Genomic DNA, 23,598 nt, shown 5'->3' with positions numbered 1-23,598 from the left:
GAGACCGCTCAAGCCACACGGCCGCCGCAGGGCGGCCGTTTTTTTTTCAAAGCAGTACGGGGCGGTCCGGAAGCTCGTCCGGATTGGGCCGGTCGTCCGCCGGGAAATGCTCGCGCAGCAGTGCATGCACGGCCTCGATGCCCGCCAGGCTGCCTTCGCGCCACCGTGCCCGTGCGAAGGCGTCGCGCATGCGCAGGCAGATCGCATCCCACTGCGACTGCGCGACGCGGTGGGCGATACCGCGGTCGGCGACGATCTCGATCCGCTGCTCCGAAAGCAGCAGGTAGATCAGCACGCCGGTGTTCTCCTCGGTATCCCAGACGCGCAACTGGGCGAACACCGCCTGCGCGCGCAGCCGCGCGTCCAGACCGGCGAGCGCCGCGCTCAAGGGCAAGCGCGACTCGAGCGCGAAGCGGATCTCGCCCAGATGGCTGCGTTCGCCCGCGCTCACGGCATCGGCCAGCTCATCCAGCAATGCCGACGGGAAGCGCCGGCGCAACTGGAACCAGCCGCCGAACAGGTTCGCGAGCATTCGCTGCAGGCGCGTCATCACCAGCTCCCCGAGGAACCGCCGCCGCCGAAGCTTCCGCCGCCGCCGCTGAAGCCGCCGCCCCCGCCGCCGCCGAAACCACCTCCTCCGAAGCCGCCGCCGCCGAAGCCACCCCAGCCGCCCCAGCCACCGCCGCCGATCGATCGGCCGCCGCCACCGGGCAGCAGCATCAGCACCCCGCCGATCACCGCCCCCAGCATGGCCGCACCCAGGCTCGCGGCGAGCAGCCACAGTACGAAACCGGTGATGCCCGCACCCAGCGGCGTGCGCACGAACAGATGGGCACGGCCGAACAGATTGCGCAGGAAGAACGCGATGAAGACGCCGATGAACAACGCGTGCTGCAACCCCAGCCCGCGATGCCCGGTCGGCGCTCCCTGCACCGGCGGCGGCAGCGGTTCACCGTCGATCAACTGCGTCAGCGCGCCGACCGCATCGCGGATGCCACCGTAGTAGTCGTTCACGCGGAACTTCGGCGCCATGTACTCGCGGATGATGCGCGCGGTGGCCGCGTCCGGTATCGCGCCCTCCAGCCCGTAGCCGACCTCGATGCGCACGCGCCGGTCGTTCTTGGCGACCAGCAGCAGCACGCCGTCATCGGTGCCCTTGCGCCCGACCTTGTTCTGCTCGGCGACGGCCAGCGAATAGCTTTCGATGTCCTGCTCACCCGTGCTGCCGATCACCAGTACGACCAGCTGGGCGCCCTTGCGCTTCTCCAGGTCGACCAGCTGCGCGTCGAGCTGATCGACCTGCTGCGCGTCGAGCGTGCCGGTCAGGTCGGTGACGTGGCGGCTGAGCGTGGGTACTTCCGCGGCTCGCAGGCGGGGCGCCGCGGCGAGCAGCAGGGCGAGCAGCAGCCACGCCAGCCGTGGCAGGCGAGCGGCCATCTCAGTGCGTCGAGGCGGCGTGCGCCGGGCTGCCGAAGTCCACCGTCGGCGCGGTGGAAATGGCCTTCTCGTTCTCCACGCCGAAGTTCGGCTTCACCTGGTAGCCGAACATCTTCGCGGTGAGGTTGTTGGGGAAGGTGCGGATCATGCCGTTGTACTGCTGCACTGCCTGCACGTAGCGGTTGCGCGCCACGGTGATGCGGTTCTCGGTGCCTTCCAGCTGCGCCTGCAGGTTCTGGAACAGGCCGTCGGCCTTGAGGTTCGGGTAGTTCTCGCTGACCACCATCAGGCGCGAGAGCGCGCTGGAGAGCTCGCCCTGCGCCTGCTGGAACTGCTTGAGCTTGGCCGCGTCGTCGATCATGTCCGGCGTCACCTGCACGCTGCCGACACGGGCGCGGGCGTTGGTGACCTCGGTGAGCACGCGCTCTTCGTGTTGCGCGTAGCCCTTGACGGTATTGACCAGGTTCGGCACCAGGTCGGCGCGGCGCTGATACTGGTTGAGCACCTCCGACCAGGAGGCTTTCACCGCCTCGTCCTGGCGCTGGATGGCGTTGTAGCCGCAGCCGCTCAGGAACACGGCAAGCAGCGACAGCGCGAATACGCGAAGAGTCTTCATGACGGCGCTCCGATCTGTGAGAAGGCCAGCGTAGGGGCAGCCTCCGGCCAGCGTCAACGGCGTGGCCGTGCGGCTCAGCCCTGCAACAAGGCCGGCAGCCGCGGCCCAACGATCAACGCCCAGCTCAGCCCCATGAACACCAGCAGCACGAACACCGCGGCCGAGCCCATGTCCTTGGCGCGCCCCGCCAGTTCATGAAAATCCGGACTGACCTTGTCGACCACCGCCTCGATCGCCGAGTTCAGCAACTCCACCGAGAGCACCAGGAACATCGGCAACACCAGCGCCAGTTTCTCCAACGCCCCGTGGCCGAGGTACAGGCCCAGCGGAAAGACCACGACCGCCAGGCATACCTCGAAGCGGAACGAGGCTTCGTGGCGCCAGCCGGCGCGCAGCCCCTTCATCGACCAGCGCAACGCGTTCCACAGTTGCCGCGGCCCGCGGAAACCTTCGGCGGCCATGCGCGATCAGGCTCCGCAATGCCGGACGACGGCCGCAAACGGCGGAAGCGGATCAGTCGGCATGGTGTCGGTACTCGTCTTTGCGTCGGCGACAGGCGCGCGATGATGCCACAGCGACGGCCGGCGCACGGCTTGTCGCAGTGCAGCGTTACCGCTGCGGCGGATGGGTTAACCTCGAATGGTTGTAGCCCGGTTCAGGGTTGCAGAGCAGGCCGCGCAGCGGCAGTCAGTATCCATCCGCTCGGAATTCCCATGGCAGTCCAGAATCCTCCCGTGTCCCAGACACGATCCTTCAGCACCGTCTTCCTGATCGAAATGTGGGAGCGCTTCGGCTTCTACGGCATGCAGGTGCTGATGGTCACCTACATGATGAAGAAGCTCGGTTTCGTCGATACCCACGCCAACCTGGTGTGGGGCGCGGCCGCGGCGCTGATCTACGCCACGCCCGCCATCGGCGGCTGGGTCGGCGACAAGCTGATCGGCACCCGCCGCACGATGCTCACCGGCGCGGTGGTGCTGATGCTGGGCTACGCGCTGCTGTGGATCCCCTCCAACGACCCTTACCTGACCTACTTCGCGCTGGGCGTGATCATCGTCGGCAACGGCTTCTTCAAGCCGAACGCCGGCAACCTCGTGCGCAAGATCTACGAGGGCGACGACACCCGCATCGATAGCGCGTTCACCATCTACTACATGGCGGTGAACGTCGGCTCGATGATCTCCATGACGCTGACGCCATGGATCCGTGACGTCGTCGGCGCGGCCTACGGTGACGCGATGGGCTGGCACACCGCCTTCGGCGCCTGCGCGGTCGGCCTGTTGCTGGGCCTGGGCAACTACCTGCTGATGTACCGCACGCTGGCGCACATCGGTTCGCCAGCGGACGAGCGCCCGCTCAGCATGCCGCGCGTCGCCGGCGTGGCGGCTGCCGCGGTGGCGCTGGTGTTCGTCGCCGCCTTCATCCTGCAGAGCCTGCTCGTGGCGAAGATCTGCGTGTACGCCGCCGGCCTGGTGATCCTCGGCATTTTCCTGCACCTGATCCGCAGCAGCGAACGGACCGAGCGCGCCGGCCTGATCGCCGCCCTCGTGCTCACCGTGCAGACGATCTTCTTCTTCATCTTCTATGCGCAGATGGCGACCTCGCTGAACCTGTTCGCGCAGCACAACGTCGATCTGTCGATGAACGTGTTCGGGCTGCACCTGTTCAACTGGATCCCCGAGCAGTACCAGAACTTGAACGCGATCTGGATCGTGGTGCTGAGCCCCGTGCTGGTGCTGATCTACAACGGGCTCGGCAGGGTCGGCAAGGACCCCTCCGTCGCCGCCAAGTTCGCGCTGGGTTTCGCCGCGGTGGCCCTGGGCTTTTTCATGTACGGCTTCGGCGCGCTGGGCGCGGTCGGCGGGCAGGTTTCCTCCTGGACGATGATCTGGGGCTATGGGCTGTATTCGCTGGGCGAGCTGCTGGTCAGCGGCCTGGGGCTGGCGATGATCGCCCGCTACGTGCCGGCCCGCATGGGCGGCTTCATGATGGGCGCCTACTACGTTGCCGTGGGTATCTCGCAATACCTGGGCAGCGTGGTGGCCAACTATGCGCACATCCCCGAAGGCCTCGCCGACCCGGTGCAGTCGCTGGCGATCTACACCAGCCTGTTCAACAAGCTCGGCTTCGTGGGCCTGGGCTGCACGGCGATCGCCGTGGCGGTGCTGCCGCTGATGAAGAAGCTCTCCAACAGCCACGCCGAGCATGCCGCCGCGGCCGACCCGCTGCCGCCGGTGCGCAGCGAGGAAGGCTGGGAACTCCCGGGCTGATCCGGCCAGGCGCCGCGCGGATCGCGGCGCCTCCCAGCACCATGCCACACGGGCAAGCCAGCCGACGCATCGGTCCCTTCGCGCTGACACGCACGCTGGCCTGGCTGCGCCTGTGCGCCATCGCCGGGCAGAGCGTGGCGGTGCTGGTGTGCGCGCTGTGGATGCAGCTGTCGATTCCGGTGCTGCCGCTGCTGACCGGCATCGCGGCGCTGGCCGTGTTCGCCGTGTTCGCCGCCTGGCGGCTCGGCCAGCCCTGGCCGGTGCGCGAATGGGAGACCATCGGCCACGTCGCGGTCGATACGCTGGTACTGGGCTACCTGCTCTATTTCACCGGCGGCGCCAGCAACCCCTTCGTGACCCTGTTGCTGGTGCCGATCGCACTGGCGGCGGCGGCCTTGTCGCTGCCGGCGGTGCTCGCCGTGGCGGTGCTCACCGGCATCGCCTACCTGACGCTGATCCACAGTTACCTGCCGCTGCCGATGCCCATGCACGGCAGCGGCTTCCCGCTGCACGTCCTGGGCATGGGCGTGAACTTCGTGATCATGGCGCTGTTGCTGGGCTTCTTCATCAACCGGCTGGCGCGGGCGCTGCGGATGCAGCAACTGGAAGTGCAGCGGGTGCGCGAGCGCGCCCTGCGCGACGAGGGCATTCTCGCCATCGCCACCCAGGCCGCCGGCGCCGCGCACGAGCTCAATACGCCGCTGGCGACCATGCGCATGCTGCTGCCCGAGCTTCGCCGCGAGCATGCCTCCGACCCGGGCCTGGCCGACGACCTGGTCCTGCTCGAGGAGCAGGTCGAGCGCTGCCGCGGAATCCTGCGCGAGATGGTCGCCTTCGGCCAGACCCAGCTCTCGCAGGAAGCCGAGCAGATGCCGCTGCAGGCCTTCGTGCAGGGCTGCCTGGAGCGCTTCCAGTTGCTGCGCCCGGAGGCCGATCTGACGCTCGAGCTCTCCGAGTCCACCGCGCGCCTGGTGCTGCGCGTGCCGCCCGGATTGCGCCACGCACTGATCAACCTGCTCAACAACGCTGCCGATGCCTCCGCTTCGTGCGGTTCGGCCGAGGTCGAACTGAAGATCCACAGCGACGCGGGCTGGCTCGAACTGGCCATCTGCGACCACGGCCCCGGCTTCGGCGCCGGCGGCGAACCGGTCGCGCTCGGCCGCAGCGGCAAGCAGGGCGGCCTGGGCCTGGGCCTGGCACTGGCCGAAGCCACCGCCGAACGCCTGAATGGCCAGCTGACGTCCGGCAATACCGCGCACGGTGCCCAGGTGCGCCTGCGCCTGCCGCTGGCCGTGATCGGCGCCGGCTGACCCGATCGCGTGCGTGCATGGCGAACTCGGGCAAGAATGTCCGTCCTCCCTTCGTCCCCCGCGGTCCTCATGAACGACGCCAACGCCTCCCGCCAACTGCTGATCGTCGATGACGACGCCACCTTCGTGCGCGTGCTCTCGCGGGCGCTCGCCTCGCGCGGTTTCGAGGCGATCGGCGCCACCCGCGCCGACGAGGCCCGCGTGCTGGCCCGCCGCCACCAGCCGCGCTATTGCGTGCTCGACCTCAAGCTGGGCGAGGAGAACGGCCTCAAGCTGATCTCCGAACTGCACGCGCTGGTGCCGCAGATGCGCATCCTGCTGCTCACCGGCTATGCCTCGATCGCCACGGCCGTGGAGGCGATCAAGCGCGGCGCGCACGATTACCTGGCCAAGCCGGTCGACGCCGACGCGGTGGTGCGCGCGCTGCTCGAAGGCGAAGGCGCCGCAGGGATCGACGACGAACCGCCGGAGGCGCCCGAGGCGCCGCTCGCCCTGCGCCGCCTGGAGTGGGAGCACATCCAGCGCGTGCTGACCGAATGCGACGGCAACATTTCCGAAACCGCGCGGCGGCTGGGAATGCATCGGCGCACCCTGCAGCGCAAGTTGAGCAAGCATCCGGTGCGCGAGCGGCCCGAGCCGGGGGAATAGCCGTCCGTGGCAACCGCGTGCGTGGAATGCGTCCGGGGTTGCGCAGCAAAGCGGGTTGGCTCTCCAGCACGCCGCTGGCCGAGCGGTCCGCCGGGTCCAGACCCGCAGGCTCCCGCATGGCCCGCCCTCGCAGGCGCATCTGCGGCATAAGCGCGCAGCGGCGCGCTTGACACATTCCGCTGCGACAACGAGTCATCTGGTCGTACACAGTGGCGACGCTATGCTGCCGAGCCTAGACCCACCTCCAGAGTCGCCCATGCCTCCCCGATCCCCCGGTCTGTGCGCGCTCGCCCTGCTGGCGCTGCCTGGCTTCCTGCCTGCCGCCGATGCCCCGCCGCAGGCGACCACGCTCTCGCCGGTGATGGTCCATGCGAGCGACAGCCAGGTCACCGAAACGCCCGCGGTCGCCGTGCACGTCACCCGCGAGCGGCTGCAGCAGCAGAACGTGACCAGCACCGCCGATGCGCTGCGCTTCGCGCCGAACGTGCAGGTGCGCGAGCGCTACATCGGCGATCCCAATGCGGTCATCAGCGGGCGCAACGCAGGCACCTTGCAGAGCGCGCGCAGCCTGGTCTATTCCGACGGCCTGCTGCTTTCCAACCTGATGACCAACGGCTACGACGGCGCACCGCGCTGGGGCATGGTCACGCCCGGGGAAATCGGCGCGGTGGACGTGCTCTACGGCCCCTACTCCGCGCTCTATCCGGGCAATTCGCTGGGCACCACGGTGCTGATCCACACCCGCCTGCCCGGGCGGCTCACCGCCAGCGCCAGCGCCCAGTATTTCAGCCAGGATTTCCACGACGCCTACGGAGCCGGCGGCCATTACGACGGTCGCCACCTCGCCGCCTCGCTCGGCGACAGGCAGGGTCGCTGGAGCTGGCTGCTCAGCGTCGACCGGCTCGACAACCAGGGCCAGCCGATGCAGTACGCCACGGCCAAGGCAGGCGGCAATGCCGCCGCAGCGGTGCCGGTCAGCGGAGCCACCGCCGACCGCAACCCGAACGGCAGCCCTCGCCTGGTCTACGGCGCCAACAGCATCGAGCACACGGTGCAGACGCAGGCCAAGCTCAAGCTGGGCGTCGACATCACCGACCAGGTCGCGGCCCTGTTCACGCTCGGCTGGTGGCACAACCATGCCGAAGACCACACGCGCAGCTTCCTGCGCGACGCCGCCGGCCAGCCGGTCACCGCAGGCACGGTCAGCGCCTACGGCAGTACCTGGACGCTGCCGCCGAGCGGCTTGGCGCCTACCGCCAACCAGGACACGCACCTGCTCTACGGCGCCGAGCTCAACGGCCGCCTGGACAGCGGCTGGCGCTGGACCGCCGTCGCCAGCCACTACGACTTCGCCCGCGCACAGGCGCGCACCGCGTCCCTGCCGCCGCCGGTGGGTCCGATCGGCGGCCCCGGCAGCATCGCCGACAATGCCGGCTCCGGCTGGGACACGCTGGACCTGCGCAGTTCCGGCCCGCTGGGCGAGACCCACATGCTCTACGCCGGCGTGCACGGCGACCGCTATGTGCTCGACTCGCGCGTGCATACCGCCAGCGATTGGCGCGGCGCTGCCGACGGTCTGCTCGGCAGCGCCTTCGCCGGCCGCACGCAGACCCGTGCCGCCTACCTGCAGGACGTGTGGAGCTTCCGGCCCGATTGGGCGCTGACCCTCGGCGCGCGCTGGGAGCAATGGCGCGCCTACGCGGGCAGCCGCGCCGATGCCGGCGGCACACTGCTGCGTTACGGCGACCGCCGGCGCAGCGATCTCTCGCCCAAGGCCGCGCTCGAGTGGGATTTCGTCCCGGGCTGGCAACTTCGCCTGGCCTACGGCAAGGCGGTGCGCTACCCCACGGTCGCCGAGCTGTTCCAGGGTTCGATCTCCGCCAACGCGATCGTCGGCAACGACCCCAACCTCAAGCCCGAGCGCGACGATTCGTTCGACCTGACCCTCAGGCAGCAGTTCGAGGGCGGCCACTGGCGCGTGTCGCTGTTCCAGGACCGCATCGCCGATGCGCTCTACACGCAGACCGACGTCACCGTCACACCAACGGTCACCAGCGTGCAGAACATCGACCTCACGCGGCTGCGCGGCATCGAGGGCGAGGTCAGCGTGACGGACGTCTGGACGCCCGGACTGGACCTGACCGCCAGCGTCGCCATCAACGACGCCAAGACCCTCCACGACCGCCGCTACCCGCTGGCCGACGGCAAGTGGTTCCCACGCATCCCGCGCCTGCGCGCCAGCCTGCTGGCCGATTACCGCTTCGCCGGGGATTGGGACGCCTCGCTGGGCATCCGCCGCTCGGGCCGCCAGTACGGCGCGCTGGACAACAGCGACTTCGTCGATACCTACGGCGCCGTCAGTTCCTTCACCGTCGCCGATGCCAAATTGCGCTGGCGTTTCGCGCCGCGATGGACCGCGTCGCTGGGCGTGGACAACCTCACCAACGCACGCTACTGGGTCTATCACCCCTACGCCGGCCGTACCTGGGTCGGCGAAGTACGGTGGGAACTCTGAGGAAGCCGCCGATGCGTCGATTGCTGCCGATCCTGCTCCTCCTCGCCGCGCCGATGGCGCTTGCCCACGAAGGCATGGCGATGCCCAAGGAGCCGCCGCTGGGCGCCACCGCCGCGTTCGACGCCCATGGCCGGCTGTGGGTGGTGGACGCTATGGACGGCCACGTGAGGCTGCGCCACTCGGACGACCTGGGCAGGACGTTGAGCCCGCCGCAACCGGTCAACGCCACGCCCGAACCGATCTACGCCGAGGGCGAGAACCGGCCCAAGCTTGCCATCGGACCGCACGGCGAGCTCTACGTGAGCTGGTCGCAGCCGCGGGCGAAGCCGTGGACCGGCTATGTGCGGTTCGCCCGTTCGCTCGACGGCGGCGCGCATTTCTCCTCGCCGGTCACCGTGCATCGCGACCGCGCCGAGATCACCCACCGGTTCGATGCATTGGCCGTCGACGCTCGCGGCAAGGTGGTGCTGGCCTGGATCGACAAGCGCGACCAGGCCGCTGCCGAAGCGGCCGGCAGGCCGTACCTGGGAGCAGGCATCTACTACGCATGGTCGGATGACGGCGGCCAGCATTTCCAGCCCGAGCGCAAGCTGATCGACCACAGCTGCGAGTGCTGCCGCATCGCACTGGCGCGCACGCCGCAGGGCGACATCGCCGCCTTCTTCCGCGCCGTCTACGGCGACAACATCCGCGACCACGCCTATGCGGTGCTGCGCACGGACGGCAGCGAGCCCCATGCCGAGCGCGCCACGTTCGACGGCTGGCACATTGCCGGTTGCCCGCACCATGGCCCGGGCCTGGCGGTCGCCGCGGACGGCACGGCCCACGCCGTCTGGTACGAGGCCAGCGGCAAGCCGACGATCTGGTACGGCCAGCTCGTCCCCGGCCATCGTCCCGAACATGCCCAGGCCATCGCCGGTGCAGGCGCCAGCCACGCCGACATCGCCGCGCGCGGAACCACGGTGTGGGTCGCCTGGAACCAGGTCGACGCCACGGGCGAGGCCTTGATGCTGCGCCGCTCGGATGACGGCGGGCTCCATTTCGACGCGGCCCGCGCCCTGGCGACCTCCACCGGCGCGGTGGGCTCGCCGCAGCTGCTGCTGCGCGGCGAACAAGCCTACGTCGCCTGGAATACCGCGGCCGGCTTCCGGCTGGTGCCCGTGCAGGCCACGCGATGAAGTACTGGTTCGCCGCCCTGCTGCTGTCGGTTTGCGCCATCGCCCAGGCGGGCACGCTGCAACCGCTCCATGCCGCCGACATCCCCGCGCTGCTCGCGCCACCCGCGCGCGGCGAACGGCTGATTGCGCTCTGGGCACTGGACTGCGCCTATTGCGAGCCCAACCTGAAGGCGCTGGCGCAACTGCAGCGCTCGCACCCCGGGACGATCCAGTTGGTTACGGTGGCCACGGACGACATCGACCTGCGCCAGGCCATCGCAGAGCGCCTGCACGCCGCCGGCATGGATGCGTGGCCGGCCTATGCCTACGCCGATGCGATGCCCGAGCGCACCAACTACCTGCTCGACGCCGGATGGGGCGGTGAAACGCCCCGCGTACTCGTGATCCGCGCCGACGGCTCGCGAGAGGGCTACAGCGGCGAGCTAACGCAGAAGCAGCTGCAGGCGATCGCGCCCTGAGGCGCCGCGTCGTCGCGGCAGCAAAACGAAAACGAAGAACGTCTCGAACGAACCCGGTTGGCACCTGGTGACCGTCCAACGTCTTTGACTAGCCGACGCCCCCGCTTCAGAGACATTGTAACCAATTTATGTGCAGGGCTGGAGTATTGGGTTGACAAAGTCACCCAGAATCTCTTTTCTCAATGCACTGTGTTCAAGGAAAAAAAGTGATTTACGCCATTTATCGGCGAGCGTAGATACAATCGCATGCGATAACCATTTTCTAAATCCCATGATGACTCAACCTTATCTATCGTCACCCGCGTACCTCGCGTGACAAGTGCGTCACCCGCGACATAACGCGCATTTTTTTGCGTAACAACCCAAAAGCGATAGCCTGAGAAGGCGCTATCATTACGAAGCACGGCGCAGCCAGATGAAGTGAAACCCAATCCTTCAAGCGCACTAGGCTTATAGGACGTAGTGGCACAAGCCGTGAGTAGGCAAGAAATTGTCAAAATAGCTGCGAGCCCAGTTGCTCGAGCTTGCGGTTTTCCCCTCCAACAGCTGCAGACGCTTGAGCTCGGAAGGCCCCGGTCCGCCGTACTTTTTGCGCCAGACGTGAAACGTCGCCTCCGCCACGCCCATCTTTCGGCATATCTCGCCCATGGTCGTGCCGAGCTCGGCTTGCTTGAGCGCGTATGCGATCTGCTCTCCGGTGAAACGGGACTTCTTCATCGCCTGGCTCCTCGTGTGATACGGGGCCCATGCGGCACGAAGTCTGTATTTTAGATTGGCCCGGTTTTCCGGGGGTGGGTCAATCGTCGTGCCGGTCTGGCTGAGCCCATCCGAACCGGTGATGTGCACGGTGTTGCCAGCGCTCAGGGTGACACTGCCGTCGGTGCCGCCGACCTGCCCCGCTTCAGAAACATCGCAATCTACTTTATCTGCAGGGCTGGAGCTTTGAGTTGACAAAGTCATCAAGATTCTCTTTGCTCACTGCACTTCTGCCCGTTTCTTCAAGGTAAAAAGTCGGAATTTTTTCTTTTATTGGTACACGTAAGTACAGCCGCATACGATAACCGTTTTCAAAATCCCAAGATGACTCAACTTTTTCTAACGCGACCCGCGTCCCTCGCACGACAAATGCGCCGCGTGCATTTTGCGGTGTTATTCCGCCACCAATTTGACCAAGATAGCTAATTTCAGAAAATGAACCATTATAACGAAGGATGGCGCAGCCAGATGCAGAAAAACCCAATCCTTCAAGCGCATCTGGCTTATAAGACGTAGTTGTGCATGCCGCAAACAGGCAAGAAATTATCAAAATTACTACATATCGACCCCAGGATGGTCCGGCCGCACGAGAAAAAACCGAGCCTCTCCAAACATCATTATTTTCCACTGTTAGCTCCTTTATCCACATATATCTTATAGTTCTCGAACGGATGACCAACTATAAACGGAATGGTTACAACCGTGGCGTTCCAGTTAAATAGTTGTCCGCCATAGAATCCATTGACAGCGTCCCCATTGCCAATAAATACGCTTGCGTCTGGCGGTGCCACCACCCCGAAGGGTATCGACGCCAACGTAGTGTTTTGCGTACCATTCCAGCCAAGATAGGAGCACGTAATGGTTCCCAAGCTGTGACATGTCAGCTTTGGCGCAGGAGACTGATTAACCCCGTTCGAATTCACGTTATAGAGTGCATCTGCCCCTGACGCATCCGGCAGGCCTTGGTATCCCAGCAGAATATCTATCGCATCGAATGGCAAGCCAAGCAGCGCATTTTTTCGATTCAGTATCCCCACCACCCCCGTGTTGTTCGTTGTATCGAAGCTTGGTTCGCCATCAGGCTTTTGTGCTGTCGGTGTTGGTGTTCTATACCTTGATCCGACATCTCCCAGCTGGTTTCCAATTATCGATCCCGCCATCAGCAACCAGTTGAGCTGGGCGCCATTGAGGCCAAGATCACTAGCCAGCCTTGTTTCCACACGCCCCGCCGCGTCAGCCGCCGCATACTTCAAGGCAAATTCACCGAGAGCATCGGTATTGCCGCTGGCAATATAGCTGCCCAGCTGCTTAGCGCCGTTGATCGGGTTGTTGTAGTACGTACCCGCGGACAGATAGCCGGTAAAGCCACCGGTGATGCCACCGTACAGTGCTGGTGTGCGCCAGTCGTTGCCTTGCGCCGCGGCGCCCACCCCACCGCTCGCTGAGCCGGCCGCGGCACCAGCTAACGTCGCATTGGCCCAGCCAGCGGATACGGCCGCCCCGGTGGCGCCAGTTCCGGCAGCGGCAAACGCCGTGCCCGAACCGGCCGTTGCGCCCGCCGCATCGCCAATCCACGCGCTGGCTGCCCCTGCCGTGAAATAGGCCGCCACAATCGTCACGACAGCCCCTGCGGCAGGCGTGAGTCCTTCGTGGTGCTGATGCCAGCTTTGATCCTGCTCGGTAATACCTTGCCATGTGGTCTTTGGATTATTCTGCAGCACATTCATCCAGTCCGTGCCGGGGGCGTTGTGCGTGATACGCGTGATCGCCTGCGCCTGCGTTTCGCCTGCGTGCTGGCCGTATTGCACAACAACACCATTGCTTGCGGCGACATTCAGGCTACCGCCACCCGTAAAGGTACTTTGCTGCTCGGTCGTCGTGATCTGCCCTCGATTATCCTGGGCTTGGTAGGCGACATTGTGCTTGCTGGAGGTGCGGCTGTAGCTGTTGCTATTCGTCGCCGTCGCGAGGGTGATTTGGCCGCCGCTCACCAGGCTCGTGTTGGCGCCGCTGTGCACGTTGGCGGCCTGGTACGTCTGGTCGCCGCCATTGACCACCGCGATCGAGCCGGCGGCATCAAGGGTGCTGCCGTTCGCCGTGACCTGCTGGGTCTGTGTATCGTTCTTGCGCGTGCCCTGATGCGGGTTGGGAATGAACTCGAAACCAGATTCGCGGGTTTGTTGGGAGTGTTCGGTGGTATGCGTGTCGCTACTTGCGAGCAGCGCCACTTGACCGCCGGCACTCAACCCAATGTTGCCGGCACCGCTTCGCAACGTGGTACCGACTCCGAGCAGATTGTGGCCAGCATCCACCTCGATACCTGCCTGACCGCTGATCGTGGTGCCCTTGGCGAAGCTATCGCTAGTGGCATCGTGGGTGATTACGGTTTTGGTGCCATAGGTATGACCGCTGCTGGTGGCACTGGTGTCGTGGCTGGTGCTGTGATCCTCCTCCCCGGCCAACAGGTTAACGTCACGCCCTGCATTGATAAGCACCGCGCCATGGGCGCTGCTGATCGTGGCCGCCGTGGTCGTGATATCGCGGCCCGCCACCACGCTGACGCCGTTCGCACCGCTGAGCGTGGTGCCACGCAAGGTGTCGTCGCTCTGCGTCTGCGTGGCGAAGTGCCTGCCGCTCTCCTGCCCACTACCGGTGAACTGGTTGTCGTTGACGGCGTTGAGGGTGACATCGCGGCCCGCGCTCACGCCCAGCTGGTTGCCGGCGTTGAACTGCGCGCCCTGGCTGGCGAGGTCGCGACCGGCCGCTACCACCAGGGTGCCGCCAGCGCCGACCGTGCTCACGGTGTGGGTGGCATCCACGGTGGCGTGCGCGGCATCGCTGATGCCACCGGTATGGCTCGTAGCGTTCAAGGTGAGGTCGCGACCGGCCAGCAGCCGGGCGTCACCGCCGGCGCGAATTGCCGTGGCGGTGGCGATGAGATCACGGCCGGCGGCCAGGCTGAGGTTGCTGCCAGCCGCCACCGGTGCAGTGTCCAGGCTGATGTCGCGCCCGGCGCTGATCGCCAGATTGCCGCCGGCGGTAATGCTGCCCGGTCCGATCGTGGTCAGTGCGACCGCGCTCACTGGCGCATTCAAACCGGTCATATTTACCGTGCCCAGGCTTTGCGACACATTGACGCCGCTAAGCACATCGTTGCCAGCCACCAGCGAGACATTGCCGCCGGCGCTGATCGTGCCGCCATTGAGGATGTTTTGCGCGGCGTTGATGCTCAGGTCGTTGCCGGCGCTGATCGTGCCGCTGTTGAGCAGGTTGCTGGCGGTGAGCTGAGCGTTCTGGCTGGCGGCGATGGTGCCGTTGTTGGTGACGTCGCCACTGGCCGTGAGGATCACGTTCTTGCCGGCAATCGTGGCACCGCTCGCCGCGAGGTTCTTCGCATCGGCCGCGCTCAGGTACACCACCGGCTCCAGCACCTGGTGGCCGTCCACCGTCACGTTGACCAGCCACACGATGTCCTGGGTGAGGCTGGCCATCTGCGCCGGCGTCAGCGCCACCCCCACTGACAGGTCGAACTGCTTGGCCACCTGCGTGGCGTTGTTCATCAGGTCGCGGTACTGGTCCAGCGCGTCGGTGTTGTCGGCCAGGTAGCGCCGGCCGGTCAGCGAGGTGATCTGGTCCAGCACCTGCTGCTGTTCGTAGAAGCCGTCGCCCAGGCGCTGCTGGGTTTGCGCCGGGTTCAAGCCCAACTGCTGCAGCAGGTAGTTGCTGCTGATGAAGTTGTTGTACTGGGTAAACTGCGGGTTGGTCTCGACCAGGAACTGACTGCCGGGCTGCACGTTGATGGTGTACAGGCCGGTCTGCGGCAGGCGCACGTTGGCGTTGGGACCGATCAGTGTGGCGACCACCTGCGGTGCGGCGAGCGATGACGGACTCGCGCTGGCGCTGCTCACCGGTGTGCTGGTGACAGCGTGTGCCGTGGCGAGGGCGAGGGAACCGCCACTGGCCTGGCCGGGCGCAGTACCCACAGCCACGCCGCCCACACTGCCGCCCGTACCGCTGGCGCTGCCCACCACCTCTGCGCCGCTGCCGGCCACGAACTGGCCCGCACTGTTGCCGCCCAAGCCGATCGCGCCTTGCACCGGCTGGCCGTTGGCGCCAACGGTGGCGTTATTGATCGTATGCGCGATGATCGAAACGGTGTTCCCAGCGCTCATGGTGGCGCTCAGGCCCGCGCCTGGCGCAACGGTGATCCAGCCATTGTTGCCGAAAGGGTCGAGCGCAATGATGCTGGTTGAGGTGCCGGTCCAATAGACCATAGGCGGCTGATTGCTTTCGCGATTGGAGTACCAGCGCGAGCCTTGGTAATCCCCATCGACCGCACGCACGTCGTTACTCTGCACCAACGCCGTCGGCGCCCAGGCAATGTTCTGCACGGTGGCATGGGCCGTGCTGCCCCCACCGTTGCTGCCGTTCTGACCATTGACGACCAGGTTGTTGCCAGCGGCAACTACGGAGGCGTTATTCATCACCGAACCGTTGAGGGTGATGTCGCCCCCGCTCACGAGCTTGCTCTGCGCGCTCGCGCTCAACAGCCGATTGACCGACTGGACTTGCTCGGTAAGCGTTTCGTGGCCCGAGTCACCGTAGTAGCCCATGGGTCCACAGCGGACGGCGTGGCCATTCGCTCCGGTCGTCGTGGCGTAGTTGGCGCACCACGCCACCGCATTGGGGTCTGTCGTCCAATCAAACGTGCTTGTCGTCGTCGAGGTGTTGTTTGCCTGCTCGGCGGGAGTCAAGGTGTACGTGGAGGTATTGACCGTGCGTCGCTCGTTGGTGAACTGGTTCGCATTGATCGTGATGCCGCCGTCGGCCTCGATGTCGCCGGAGCGGTTGGTCACTGCCTGGCTGGCGCCGCCGCTGGCGTTGGCGCCGATGGCGAGGTTGCCGAGGGTGAAGATCGTGGCGTCGCGATTGAGCAGCGTGCCGCTGACGTACAGGTTCATGCCATTCGCGGCCGCGATCAGCGCACTTTGATACGGATTGTTGCCGGTAGTCGTGCCGAGATCGGCGCCGTTGGTGAGCGAGCCGGCCGTAGCCGTAATACTGCCGCCGATGATGTTGGCGGTATTGGTCAGCGATCCCGCATTGAGGGTGATGGTGTTGCCTTCGATGCTGCCTTCGTTGGTGAGCGCGCCACCCGTGGCCAGCACGGTTGACGCACCGTTGAGCGTGGCGCCCACGGCATTGTCGATATTGGCCGCGTTGACGGCGAGCTGGTTCACCGCCTGCAAGGTGGCTCCGGCGGCATTGCTGAAGTTGCCGCTCACGTTGAGCGTGAGATTGCGGTTGGCGCTGAGCTGGCTGCCGGTGACGTTGGTGTAACTACCCTCCAGGGTCAGCGACAGGTCCTGCCCGGCGGCGACCTTGCCAAGGCCGGTGAAGCTGCCCAGGCTGAGGGTGCCGCTCTGGTTGGTGGCGACCGTGCCACCGGCGTTGTCGAGCGAGGCCAGATCCAGAGCCAAATTGCCACCCGCCTGCAGCGAACCCTGGGCATTCAGGAAACTGGCACCGCCATTGGCCCAACCGAGGTCGCTGGCGGCGTACACGCTGCCGAATGTGTTGTTCAAGCTGCCGAGAGCGAGCGTGAGTGCCTGTCCGGCGACCAGCTTGCCGGCCTGGCTGTTGTCCAGGCTCCCGGCGGACAGTGTGACCGCGCCTTGGCCACCCAAGGTGCCCCCTCGGTTGGTTGCGCTCTGCTCCATGGCGAACGTGCTGGCACCTTGTCCTGCATTGGCGATGCGGCCGGCGGTGTTGTCCAGGCTCGCCGCACGCACGCTCAAGCCGGCGGCGCTGTTGCCGCTACCGGCTTCAATGCGACCACCGCGGTTACTCAGCCCACCGCCGCTGACGATGGAAGCCGTGCCCTGTGCCTGCAGCGCACCGCCATCGTTGGTGAGCTGGCCCTGCGTGGTGACACCCAGCGTGCCGCCGGCATAGATCTGGCCTGCGTTGACGAGGCTGCCGGCATTTACCGTGGCGGCGCCGTTGCCGCCGATGAAACCGCCGGCGCCATTGGTCAGGGCGCCCGTGGTCGTGAGGGTCAACGGCTGCGCATCGGTGACCTTGATATAGCTGGCGGTATTGTCGACCGAGCCGGCATCGAGCTGCAGCGCGCCACCGGCCTGGATCGTGCCGCCACCGGTATTGGTCAATGCCTGCGCGATGATGAGGTCGAGGTTCTGGCCGATCAGCGTGCCGTGCACGTTGTCGAAGCTGCCGGCGTTGGCCGAGACATTCCCCGCGACGCTTAGCAGGCCGCCGTCGTTGCCCAGCACGCCGTTCGCCTGCAGCGTGAGTGCACCGTTGCCCGCGATCTTGCCGCCGGTGTTGGTCAGGTTGTCCGTCGTCGCGAGGTCCAGCGTGCCGTTGCCGGCGTCCTGGATCGTGCCGGCGCTGTTGTCGATCGCGGCCGCACGAAGACTGAGATTGTGTGCGTTCGTCGCCAGCGTGCCGTTCGCATTGGCGAAGGCACCGGCCAACGAAAGAGCCAGATCGCTGGCGCCAGTCTGGGTCAGCGAGCCGTAACGGTTGTCCAGCGCCGCTGCTTGCAGCACGAGGGTGCCTGCGCTGATCTTGCCGCCCTGCGCGGCTGCCGTTCCGCCATTGACGAGGCTGGCCTGTGTCGCGATCGCCACGGTGCCGTTGGCGGCCAAATCGCCGCCGGCATTTGTCACGTTGCCTTGGCTCGCGGTGAGCGTGATGTTGCTGGCGCGCGTCTGGCTGCCGGAAAGATCCACCGTGCTGCCGGCGAACACGAGGTTGCCGGCGGCCAGCGAGCGACCGCCTGCGGCCAGCTTGCCAGTGGTGGTCACGCTGAGATCGCCGGTTGCGCCGAGCGAACCATCGCCCTGCAAACCGGCCGCCACAGTGCCGTTGCCGCTCACGCTGGCCGCTTGCACCGTGACATTGCCGTCGGCGGCGAGCACACCGGCGTTGGCCAAGGCGCCACCGACGTTCCAGGTGGCAAGACCGAGCGCGTACGTCGCGCCACTATTGGTAGCACCGTTCTGTGTGGTGACACCGAGCGCAGCGCCGCTGCGCAGGCTGCCGCTGTTGTCCAGGCTGGCCGCAGTGAGATTGACGCCCTGCGCACCGTATACGGTGCCGGCGTTGCTCAGGCCACCGCCAAGCTGCAGGTTGACGAGCTGCGTGCCATAAAGCGTCGCACCCGCGGCATTGCTGATGGCACCGCTGCCGTCGATCGCCAGACTGCCGCCTGCCTGGATCACGCCACCATTGGTGAGCAGCGAGGAGGTGTCCGCGTCGACATCCCCCGCGGCCAACAGGGAGCCGCCCGACTGGTTCGCCAAGGTGGCATTGTGACTGATGGCGAGATTACTGCCGGCCTGCAGCAAGCCGCTGTTGACGATGCCGGCCGATTGCAGCGTGGCAGCGCCGCCACTCTGGATCTGGCCGCTATTGGTGAAGCTGCCCGCCGTGATCGCCAGCGTTTGGCCGGTCACCAGCTTGCCGCTGTTGCCCAAGCTACCGGCACTGGTCAATTGCGTGGCGTTGGCGGCACTCAAAGTGCCGTGGTTGGACAGTGCGCCGCCTGCGATGACGAGGTTGCCGTGGTCGGCCTGTAGATCGCCGCTGTTGCTGGCGCTGCCCTGGGCGAGCAGGTTCACGCTCTGCGTGGCTTCCAGTCGGCCCGCATTGGCAAAGCTGCCCACTTGGAAGCCGATGTCCTGGCCGCCGTAGATGTCGCCGGCGGACGCCGAGCTGAAAGCACCCGTGGCCTGTACCGTCAATCCACCATCGATGGCGTAAAGCTTGCCGCTGGTGGTGACGTCCGCACCACCCAGCAGGCTCACGCTTTGCTGCGCCTGGATGGCGCCGCTGCTGACAACGTCGCCCGCACTGGTCAGCGACAAGGTGCCGCCGCTGCGCAACGTACCGGTGTTGCCCACGCTGCCCACCGACAGCGTGCTGGTACGCGCGGCATAGAGCATGCCGGCGTTGGTCAGCGCCTGACCCAGCGCGAGGTTGAAGTCCTGTCCGGCGTACAGCGTGGCGTTGGCGGCGTTGGTGAGCGAGGCGGCTTGGGTCAAGGTGAAGTCGCTGCCCGCCTGCAACACGCCGGCGTTGCCGACGCTGCCGGTTTCGCCCACGGTGAGCGTACCGGTCGCAAGGACTTGTCCGGTGGCGGCGTTGTTCAGCGTGACACCGCTGAGCGCGGCGTTGCCCTTGGCATTGATCGTGCCCTCGTTGGCCAGCGTGGTCGCGGACAAGGCGAGGTCGGTGCCGCTCTGGATCTGTGCGCCCGCCTGGTTGTCGAAACTGCCCGACGACACGTTCATCGCCTGACCGCTGACCAGTACGCCGCTGTTCTGCGCGGCGGCTCTGACCTGCCACTGCAGATGGCCGAAAGCACTTGCCGTACCGGCGTTGCTAAGCGACGCGGCACTCAGGACGAGGTCGGCCTGGTCGGATTGCAGCTTGCCACTATTGCCGAGGGCACCGATCAACGTGAGGGTGCCCACCTGCTGCGCTTCGAGGCTGCCGGCATTGGCCAGGGAAGCCGCCTGCACGGCCAAGCCCTGGCCGGCGTACACGTCGCCGCTCGTCTGGTTGACGAATGCGCCGCCCAGCGTCGCCGTCCATGCGCCGCCCAGTGCATACAGCTTGCCGCTGTTGGTAAGCGTGTCGCCACTCAAGGTCAACGCACCACCCGCCTGCACGGTGCCGGCGGTCACGAGCTGCGGCGCCGTCAAGGTCAGTTGGCCACCGGCAAGCAAGGTGGTGGTGCTGCTCAGGCTGGTCGTGGCATCGAGCGTGGCGTTGCCGCCCACGCTCAGCGTGCCGGCATTGCCGATTGTGGCGGCGTGCACGACCAAGTCGCCAGCATCGAGCTGCAGCGTGCCGCTGTTGTTCGCGGCGCCCCCCAGTTGCAGCAAGGCACCGTGTGCACTCTCCAGGATGCCGGCATTGGTCAGCGATGTGGCGGTCAAGCCCAGCGTACCGCCTGCATACAAGCTGCCCGATGCCGCATTGTCGAAAGCACCGGTGGAAGCCAGCGTCACGGTACCGTTTTGTGCTTCGATCTGGCCGCTGTTGCTCAAGGCGCCGTTGGCGGACAACGTGATCGCGTTGTTACCGTAGAGCACGCCCTGGTTCGTGAAATCGCCGCTCCCAAGCGTGACGCTCCCGCCGGCAGCGAGCGAGCCCTGGTTGGTCAGCGATTGCGCGGCCGCAACGGTGGCATCGCCGGTGGCGGTCGTCTTGCCCGCCAGCACGACTTGGCCGGCGCTGGTGAGCGTGAGGTTGCCGTTCTGGGCGATGATCTCGCCCTGGCTGTTGATTCCCAGGCCCGCCTCGGTGCCAACCAGGCGGATCGCATTGGCGTACATGCCACCCAGCGCGGAGACGTCCAGCGCCGCGCTCGGTGTCGCCCCGGTCGCGCTCAGCGGCTGGGTGGCCAGTGTCGTGAAGTCGACCCGGTTGGGGCCGGTGACGACGTTGAGCTGGCGCGCCCACACGCCGGCATTGATCGCCACGACGCGCGCGAGCAAGTCCACCCGATCGGTCGAGCCACTGGGCAACCCCTGCCCTTCGACGGTGATCGTGCCGCCGCTGACGGCAAACCCGCCGAGCGAGCCGTCGCCAGCGAACAACGGCTTGCCAGTGGTCAGCGTGCCGCGCGGTGCATTGATGAAGCCGCAGCCGCTGCAGCTGATGCCGTTGGGATTGGCCACCACCACCTGGGCGGCCCGCCCCGCCACTTCCATCGCACCGTTCAATTGGCTGGGTGCGGTGGAGATGACTTCGTTGATGATCAGCGAGGCGGCCTGGTTGGCACCGAGGTTGGGATTGCCGCCGATGTAACCGGCCAGTTGCGTGTTGCTGACCGAGCCGCTGTTGTTGAGGATCAGGCCGTTGCTACCAACGTTGAACTGCTGGTAGGTGTTGTGCGACACGCCTGCGCCGTTGGGTGCGGCGATGTTGACGACCGGCACGCCATTGGGCGCGGCGATCACGCTGGTATGCGTCCCGCCTTCGGCGACGGTTTGCGCCTGGACAGTCGGCACACCCAACGCCAAGGTCAGCGCAGCCCATAAGGCATGCCGACGCAGGGAACGCTGCCACGACACGGTGGCAGCCGGTACGCCCTTGGCCTTGCGCACAGTTCCGTTGTTCATCGCATCGCTCCTTGATCAGATCCGGCCCGTCGACGCTTCGTCGCGCCGACCATGCCGTCGTTCCATGTCTCAGTAGGTATAGATCCACTGCATGCCCGCAGTGGGACGACGCACCGGGAAGCCACGCGGCGCCTGCAACGGCCAGCCAGCGAACACGTCCCAGTTCAGGCCCCAGCGCGAACCGCGCACGCCCAGCACCGCGCCGCTCAGGCGTTGGCTGGCATAACCACTGATGGCATCGCCCCCGGCGTGCCCCACATCCATGCCGCCATACACCAGGACACCCGTACCGCCGAACGGCAAGTTGAGCGTGTTGCGCCAGTAGTAACCATGGCGACCGGCGAGCACCGTGTTGCCGTCATAGCCGCGCACCGTGTAGCGGCCACCGAGGGTGAGGTCGTCCTCGGCATACAGGTGATCGCCGGTGGCTTGTGCGTGCAGTTCGGACAACCACACCCAAGGTGCGGAGAAGGTCAGGAACGGCGTGCTCAGGCTGGCGTCGAGCGTCGCGAAGCTGTAACGATTGGTGGGGCCGTTCGCGACGCTGGGACGCCACGCGCCCCCTAGCCACGGCACGCCCCAGCGATAGGCCAGGCGCACGTCGAGTTGCGAGCGACCGAGGTAGCGGCGCTGGATCAGCGCCAGTTCCGCCGAGGTCACCTGCCTATGCTGGGTCTGGATCTGCACGCCATCGATGTAGCTGCGCTCGTTGCGCGTGGCGACAGCCATCTCCAGCGAGGTACGACTGTGCGCATCGCGATGCAGCAAGCGCGTGGCACTGGCTGCTGTCGTGCTCGATGTACCCGTATAGGCAAAGGTCTGAAGCGAGCCAAACACCGACTGGCGGTAGGCGTAGTGCGACGAGGACAAATTGAACGTCCAGTTGCCCCACGGCACGCTGTAGTTGAAGTTGCCGCCGTATGTGCCCTTAGCAGGGTCGAAATGGCCCAGGCTGTGGTTATAGCCGATGCTCAGCAGATCGTTGGTGCCCAACGGCTGGTCGACAGCCAGGGTGAGGCCGCCCTGCTCCTTACCGGTGCTGTGCGCGCCACTGTCGTCGAGGTTGGCGACGATCCGCCAAGGCTTGCCGCGTGCAATGGCGAGTACCAGATCGGAGGTGCCGGGACGCGCGCCAGGGGCGATATCGATCTTCGCGTCCTGCGAGGGCACGCGCTTGAGTTGCTCAAGGCCTTGCTCGATCGCACGCAGGTTCAGCACATCGCCGGGGCGGATCGGCAAGGCGCTGCGCCAGTCCACCTTGACGGAACCTGGTGCGAAACGCACGGCACCCACCGTGCCCGCCAGCAGCACCACGCGCAAATGACCACCGGCGAGGTTCTGCTCCGGAACCACCAGTCGGCTGGTGACATAGCCGCGTGCCAGCAGCAAATCCGACGCACGGTGCGCCAACAGGCGTAATCCCTGCTGTCCCAGGCAGCGGCCTCGGTAAGCGTCGAGGTACTTCTGCAGGAAGCCGAAGTCCTTGCGGTGCGCGCCGTCCAACTGCACGGTATCGAGGCGAAAACACGGCGTTTCCGCGGGAATCGTTGTCAGGTGGTAGTCGAAAGCCTGCCCCGCAGGCAGCCGCACGTCTGGTGCCGAACGCAACGCTTCGCGTTGCTGTGCCTGGCGCTGCGCACGCTCGCGCTGTTCCTGCTGGGCGGTTGTCGTCTGGGCGTACAGTGCGCAGGAGATCGTACTGGTCGCAAGCGCCAATGCCCACGCGCCCGCCGCAGGCCTTCGTCGCGACGCACCTACCCACCGCCGCAGTGAAGCTGCCGCAACCCGCTTTCCATCGGTGTCTTGCATGCGCCTGTAATCCTTTGCGATCCCTGGCAACCGCTGTATCCACACCACAGTCCGTGTGTCACATCGCCCTCGCGCATTTTAAAAGTGCTTGCCGATGTTCTTCAGTAGGGCTTGGCCTACGCGCGACCGAAAATTCTTGCAAGATTGCGTCAGCGCAAGACGCCGCTCGATGGAACAGATTCCCGCGTTGAACGATGGCCACGACCCCAGGGCGTTTCGTGCGAACGCGTGCCCGCTCAGCGGCCCACCTTTTTGCCTATGCGTCTCGCCCGCAACCTGTCCGCTAAGCCGGTGGCATAGCCCATGGTGAATCGCCCAGGGTTCCGTAGACACTCAGGACCCTCGTTGCGCGTAGCGCCGTTCGAACTCTACAGGCGACAGGTCGCCGTTTGAACCGTGGCGGCGTTTGGGGTTGTAGAACATCTCGATGTAGTCGAACACGTC

The 23,598-nt window shown here is 66.1% G+C and carries 14 protein-coding genes and 1 pseudogene; 6 read left to right on the top strand and 9 right to left on the bottom strand.

Features of this window, described 5'->3' with window-relative positions; genetic code table 11:
* Nucleotides 1–46 precede the first annotated feature (46 nt).
* The 4 genes from VGU03_RS08750 to VGU03_RS08735 all read right to left on the bottom strand — a co-directional run bounded on the left by VGU03_RS08750 (nt 47) and on the right by VGU03_RS08735 (nt 2,514).
* Nucleotides 47–550: a TPM domain-containing protein gene (locus VGU03_RS08750; RefSeq protein ID WP_327480010.1), complete on the bottom strand. Its 504-nt coding sequence runs from the start codon at nt 548–550 to the stop codon at nt 47–49.
* The gene (locus VGU03_RS08745; protein ID WP_327480009.1) at nt 550–1,437 is read right to left on the bottom strand and encodes a TPM domain-containing protein; all 888 of its coding nucleotides are present in this window, start codon (nt 1,435–1,437) and stop codon (nt 550–552) included. The genes VGU03_RS08750 and VGU03_RS08745 overlap by 1 nt, the downstream gene beginning before the upstream one ends.
* 1 nt (nt 1,438) lies before the next feature.
* Nucleotides 1,439–2,053, bottom strand: a complete 615-nt coding sequence (locus tag VGU03_RS08740; protein WP_327480008.1) for a LemA family protein — start codon at nt 2,051–2,053, stop codon at nt 1,439–1,441.
* A gap of 74 nt (nt 2,054–2,127) precedes the next feature.
* Nucleotides 2,128–2,514 carry a diacylglycerol kinase gene (locus tag VGU03_RS08735; protein ID WP_327480007.1) on the bottom strand — a complete coding sequence of 129 codons (387 nt, stop codon included), beginning with the start codon at nt 2,512–2,514 and terminating at the stop codon, nt 2,128–2,130.
* Between the two features lie 252 nt (nt 2,515–2,766).
* Here VGU03_RS08735 and VGU03_RS08730 point away from each other — a divergent pair, with 252 nt between their 5' ends.
* From VGU03_RS08730 to VGU03_RS08705, 6 genes are all read left to right on the top strand, one after another.
* Nucleotides 2,767–4,323 carry an oligopeptide:H+ symporter gene (locus tag VGU03_RS08730; protein ID WP_327480006.1) on the top strand — a complete coding sequence of 519 codons (1,557 nt, stop codon included), beginning with the start codon at nt 2,767–2,769 and terminating at the stop codon, nt 4,321–4,323.
* 41 nt (nt 4,324–4,364) lie between these two features.
* A complete protein-coding gene (locus VGU03_RS08725; RefSeq protein ID WP_327480005.1) occupies nt 4,365–5,633 on the top strand; it encodes an ATP-binding protein in 1,269 nt (422 codons plus the stop codon).
* Nucleotides 5,634–5,702: 69 nt separating this feature from the next.
* Nucleotides 5,703–6,281: a response regulator transcription factor gene (locus tag VGU03_RS08720; RefSeq protein ID WP_327480004.1), complete on the top strand. Its 579-nt coding sequence runs from the start codon at nt 5,703–5,705 to the stop codon at nt 6,279–6,281.
* A gap of 256 nt (nt 6,282–6,537) precedes the next feature.
* Nucleotides 6,538–8,796 (top strand): TonB-dependent receptor, encoded by a 2,259-nt coding sequence (locus VGU03_RS08715; protein WP_327480003.1) that lies wholly within the window; start codon nt 6,538–6,540, stop codon nt 8,794–8,796.
* A gap of 11 nt (nt 8,797–8,807) precedes the next feature.
* Nucleotides 8,808–9,974, top strand: coding sequence for a sialidase family protein (locus VGU03_RS08710; protein ID WP_327480002.1), 1,167 nt, complete (start codon nt 8,808–8,810; stop codon nt 9,972–9,974).
* Nucleotides 9,971–10,432: a hypothetical protein gene (locus tag VGU03_RS08705; protein WP_327480001.1), complete on the top strand. Its 462-nt coding sequence runs from the start codon at nt 9,971–9,973 to the stop codon at nt 10,430–10,432. Before VGU03_RS08710 ends, VGU03_RS08705 begins: the two co-directional genes overlap by 4 nt.
* A 499-nt stretch (nt 10,433–10,931) precedes the next feature.
* On the opposite strand, the pseudogene VGU03_RS08700 reads toward VGU03_RS08705, so the two are convergent.
* The 5 genes and pseudogenes from VGU03_RS08700 to VGU03_RS08680 form a co-directional block, all read right to left on the bottom strand.
* Nucleotides 10,932–11,149: pseudogene (locus VGU03_RS08700) on the bottom strand (transposase); the annotation flags it as partial.
* 205 nt (nt 11,150–11,354) lie between these two features.
* On the bottom strand, nt 11,355–11,816 hold the full coding sequence (locus VGU03_RS08695) for a hypothetical protein (protein WP_327480000.1): 462 nt from the start codon (nt 11,814–11,816) through the stop codon (nt 11,355–11,357).
* Nucleotides 11,806–21,345: a filamentous hemagglutinin N-terminal domain-containing protein gene (locus tag VGU03_RS08690; protein ID WP_327479999.1), complete on the bottom strand. Its 9,540-nt coding sequence runs from the start codon at nt 21,343–21,345 to the stop codon at nt 11,806–11,808. The genes VGU03_RS08695 and VGU03_RS08690 overlap by 11 nt, the downstream gene beginning before the upstream one ends.
* A 69-nt stretch (nt 21,346–21,414) precedes the next feature.
* The gene (locus VGU03_RS08685) at nt 21,415–23,154 is read right to left on the bottom strand and encodes a ShlB/FhaC/HecB family hemolysin secretion/activation protein (protein ID WP_327479998.1); all 1,740 of its coding nucleotides are present in this window, start codon (nt 23,152–23,154) and stop codon (nt 21,415–21,417) included.
* A gap of 333 nt (nt 23,155–23,487) precedes the next feature.
* Nucleotides 23,488–23,598, bottom strand: a 111-nt coding sequence (locus VGU03_RS08680) for an IS3 family transposase (protein WP_327477844.1), incomplete at its 5' end; no start/stop codon positions are given.

Origin of the sequence: Frateuria sp. (genome assembly GCF_035944355.1) — a bacterium.
In the GTDB taxonomy this organism is placed as follows: Bacteria; Pseudomonadota; Gammaproteobacteria; order Xanthomonadales; family Rhodanobacteraceae; genus Frateuria_A.
Note: the sequence above shows the minus strand (reverse complement) of the source record. Positions and strands in the feature narration are given on the sequence as shown.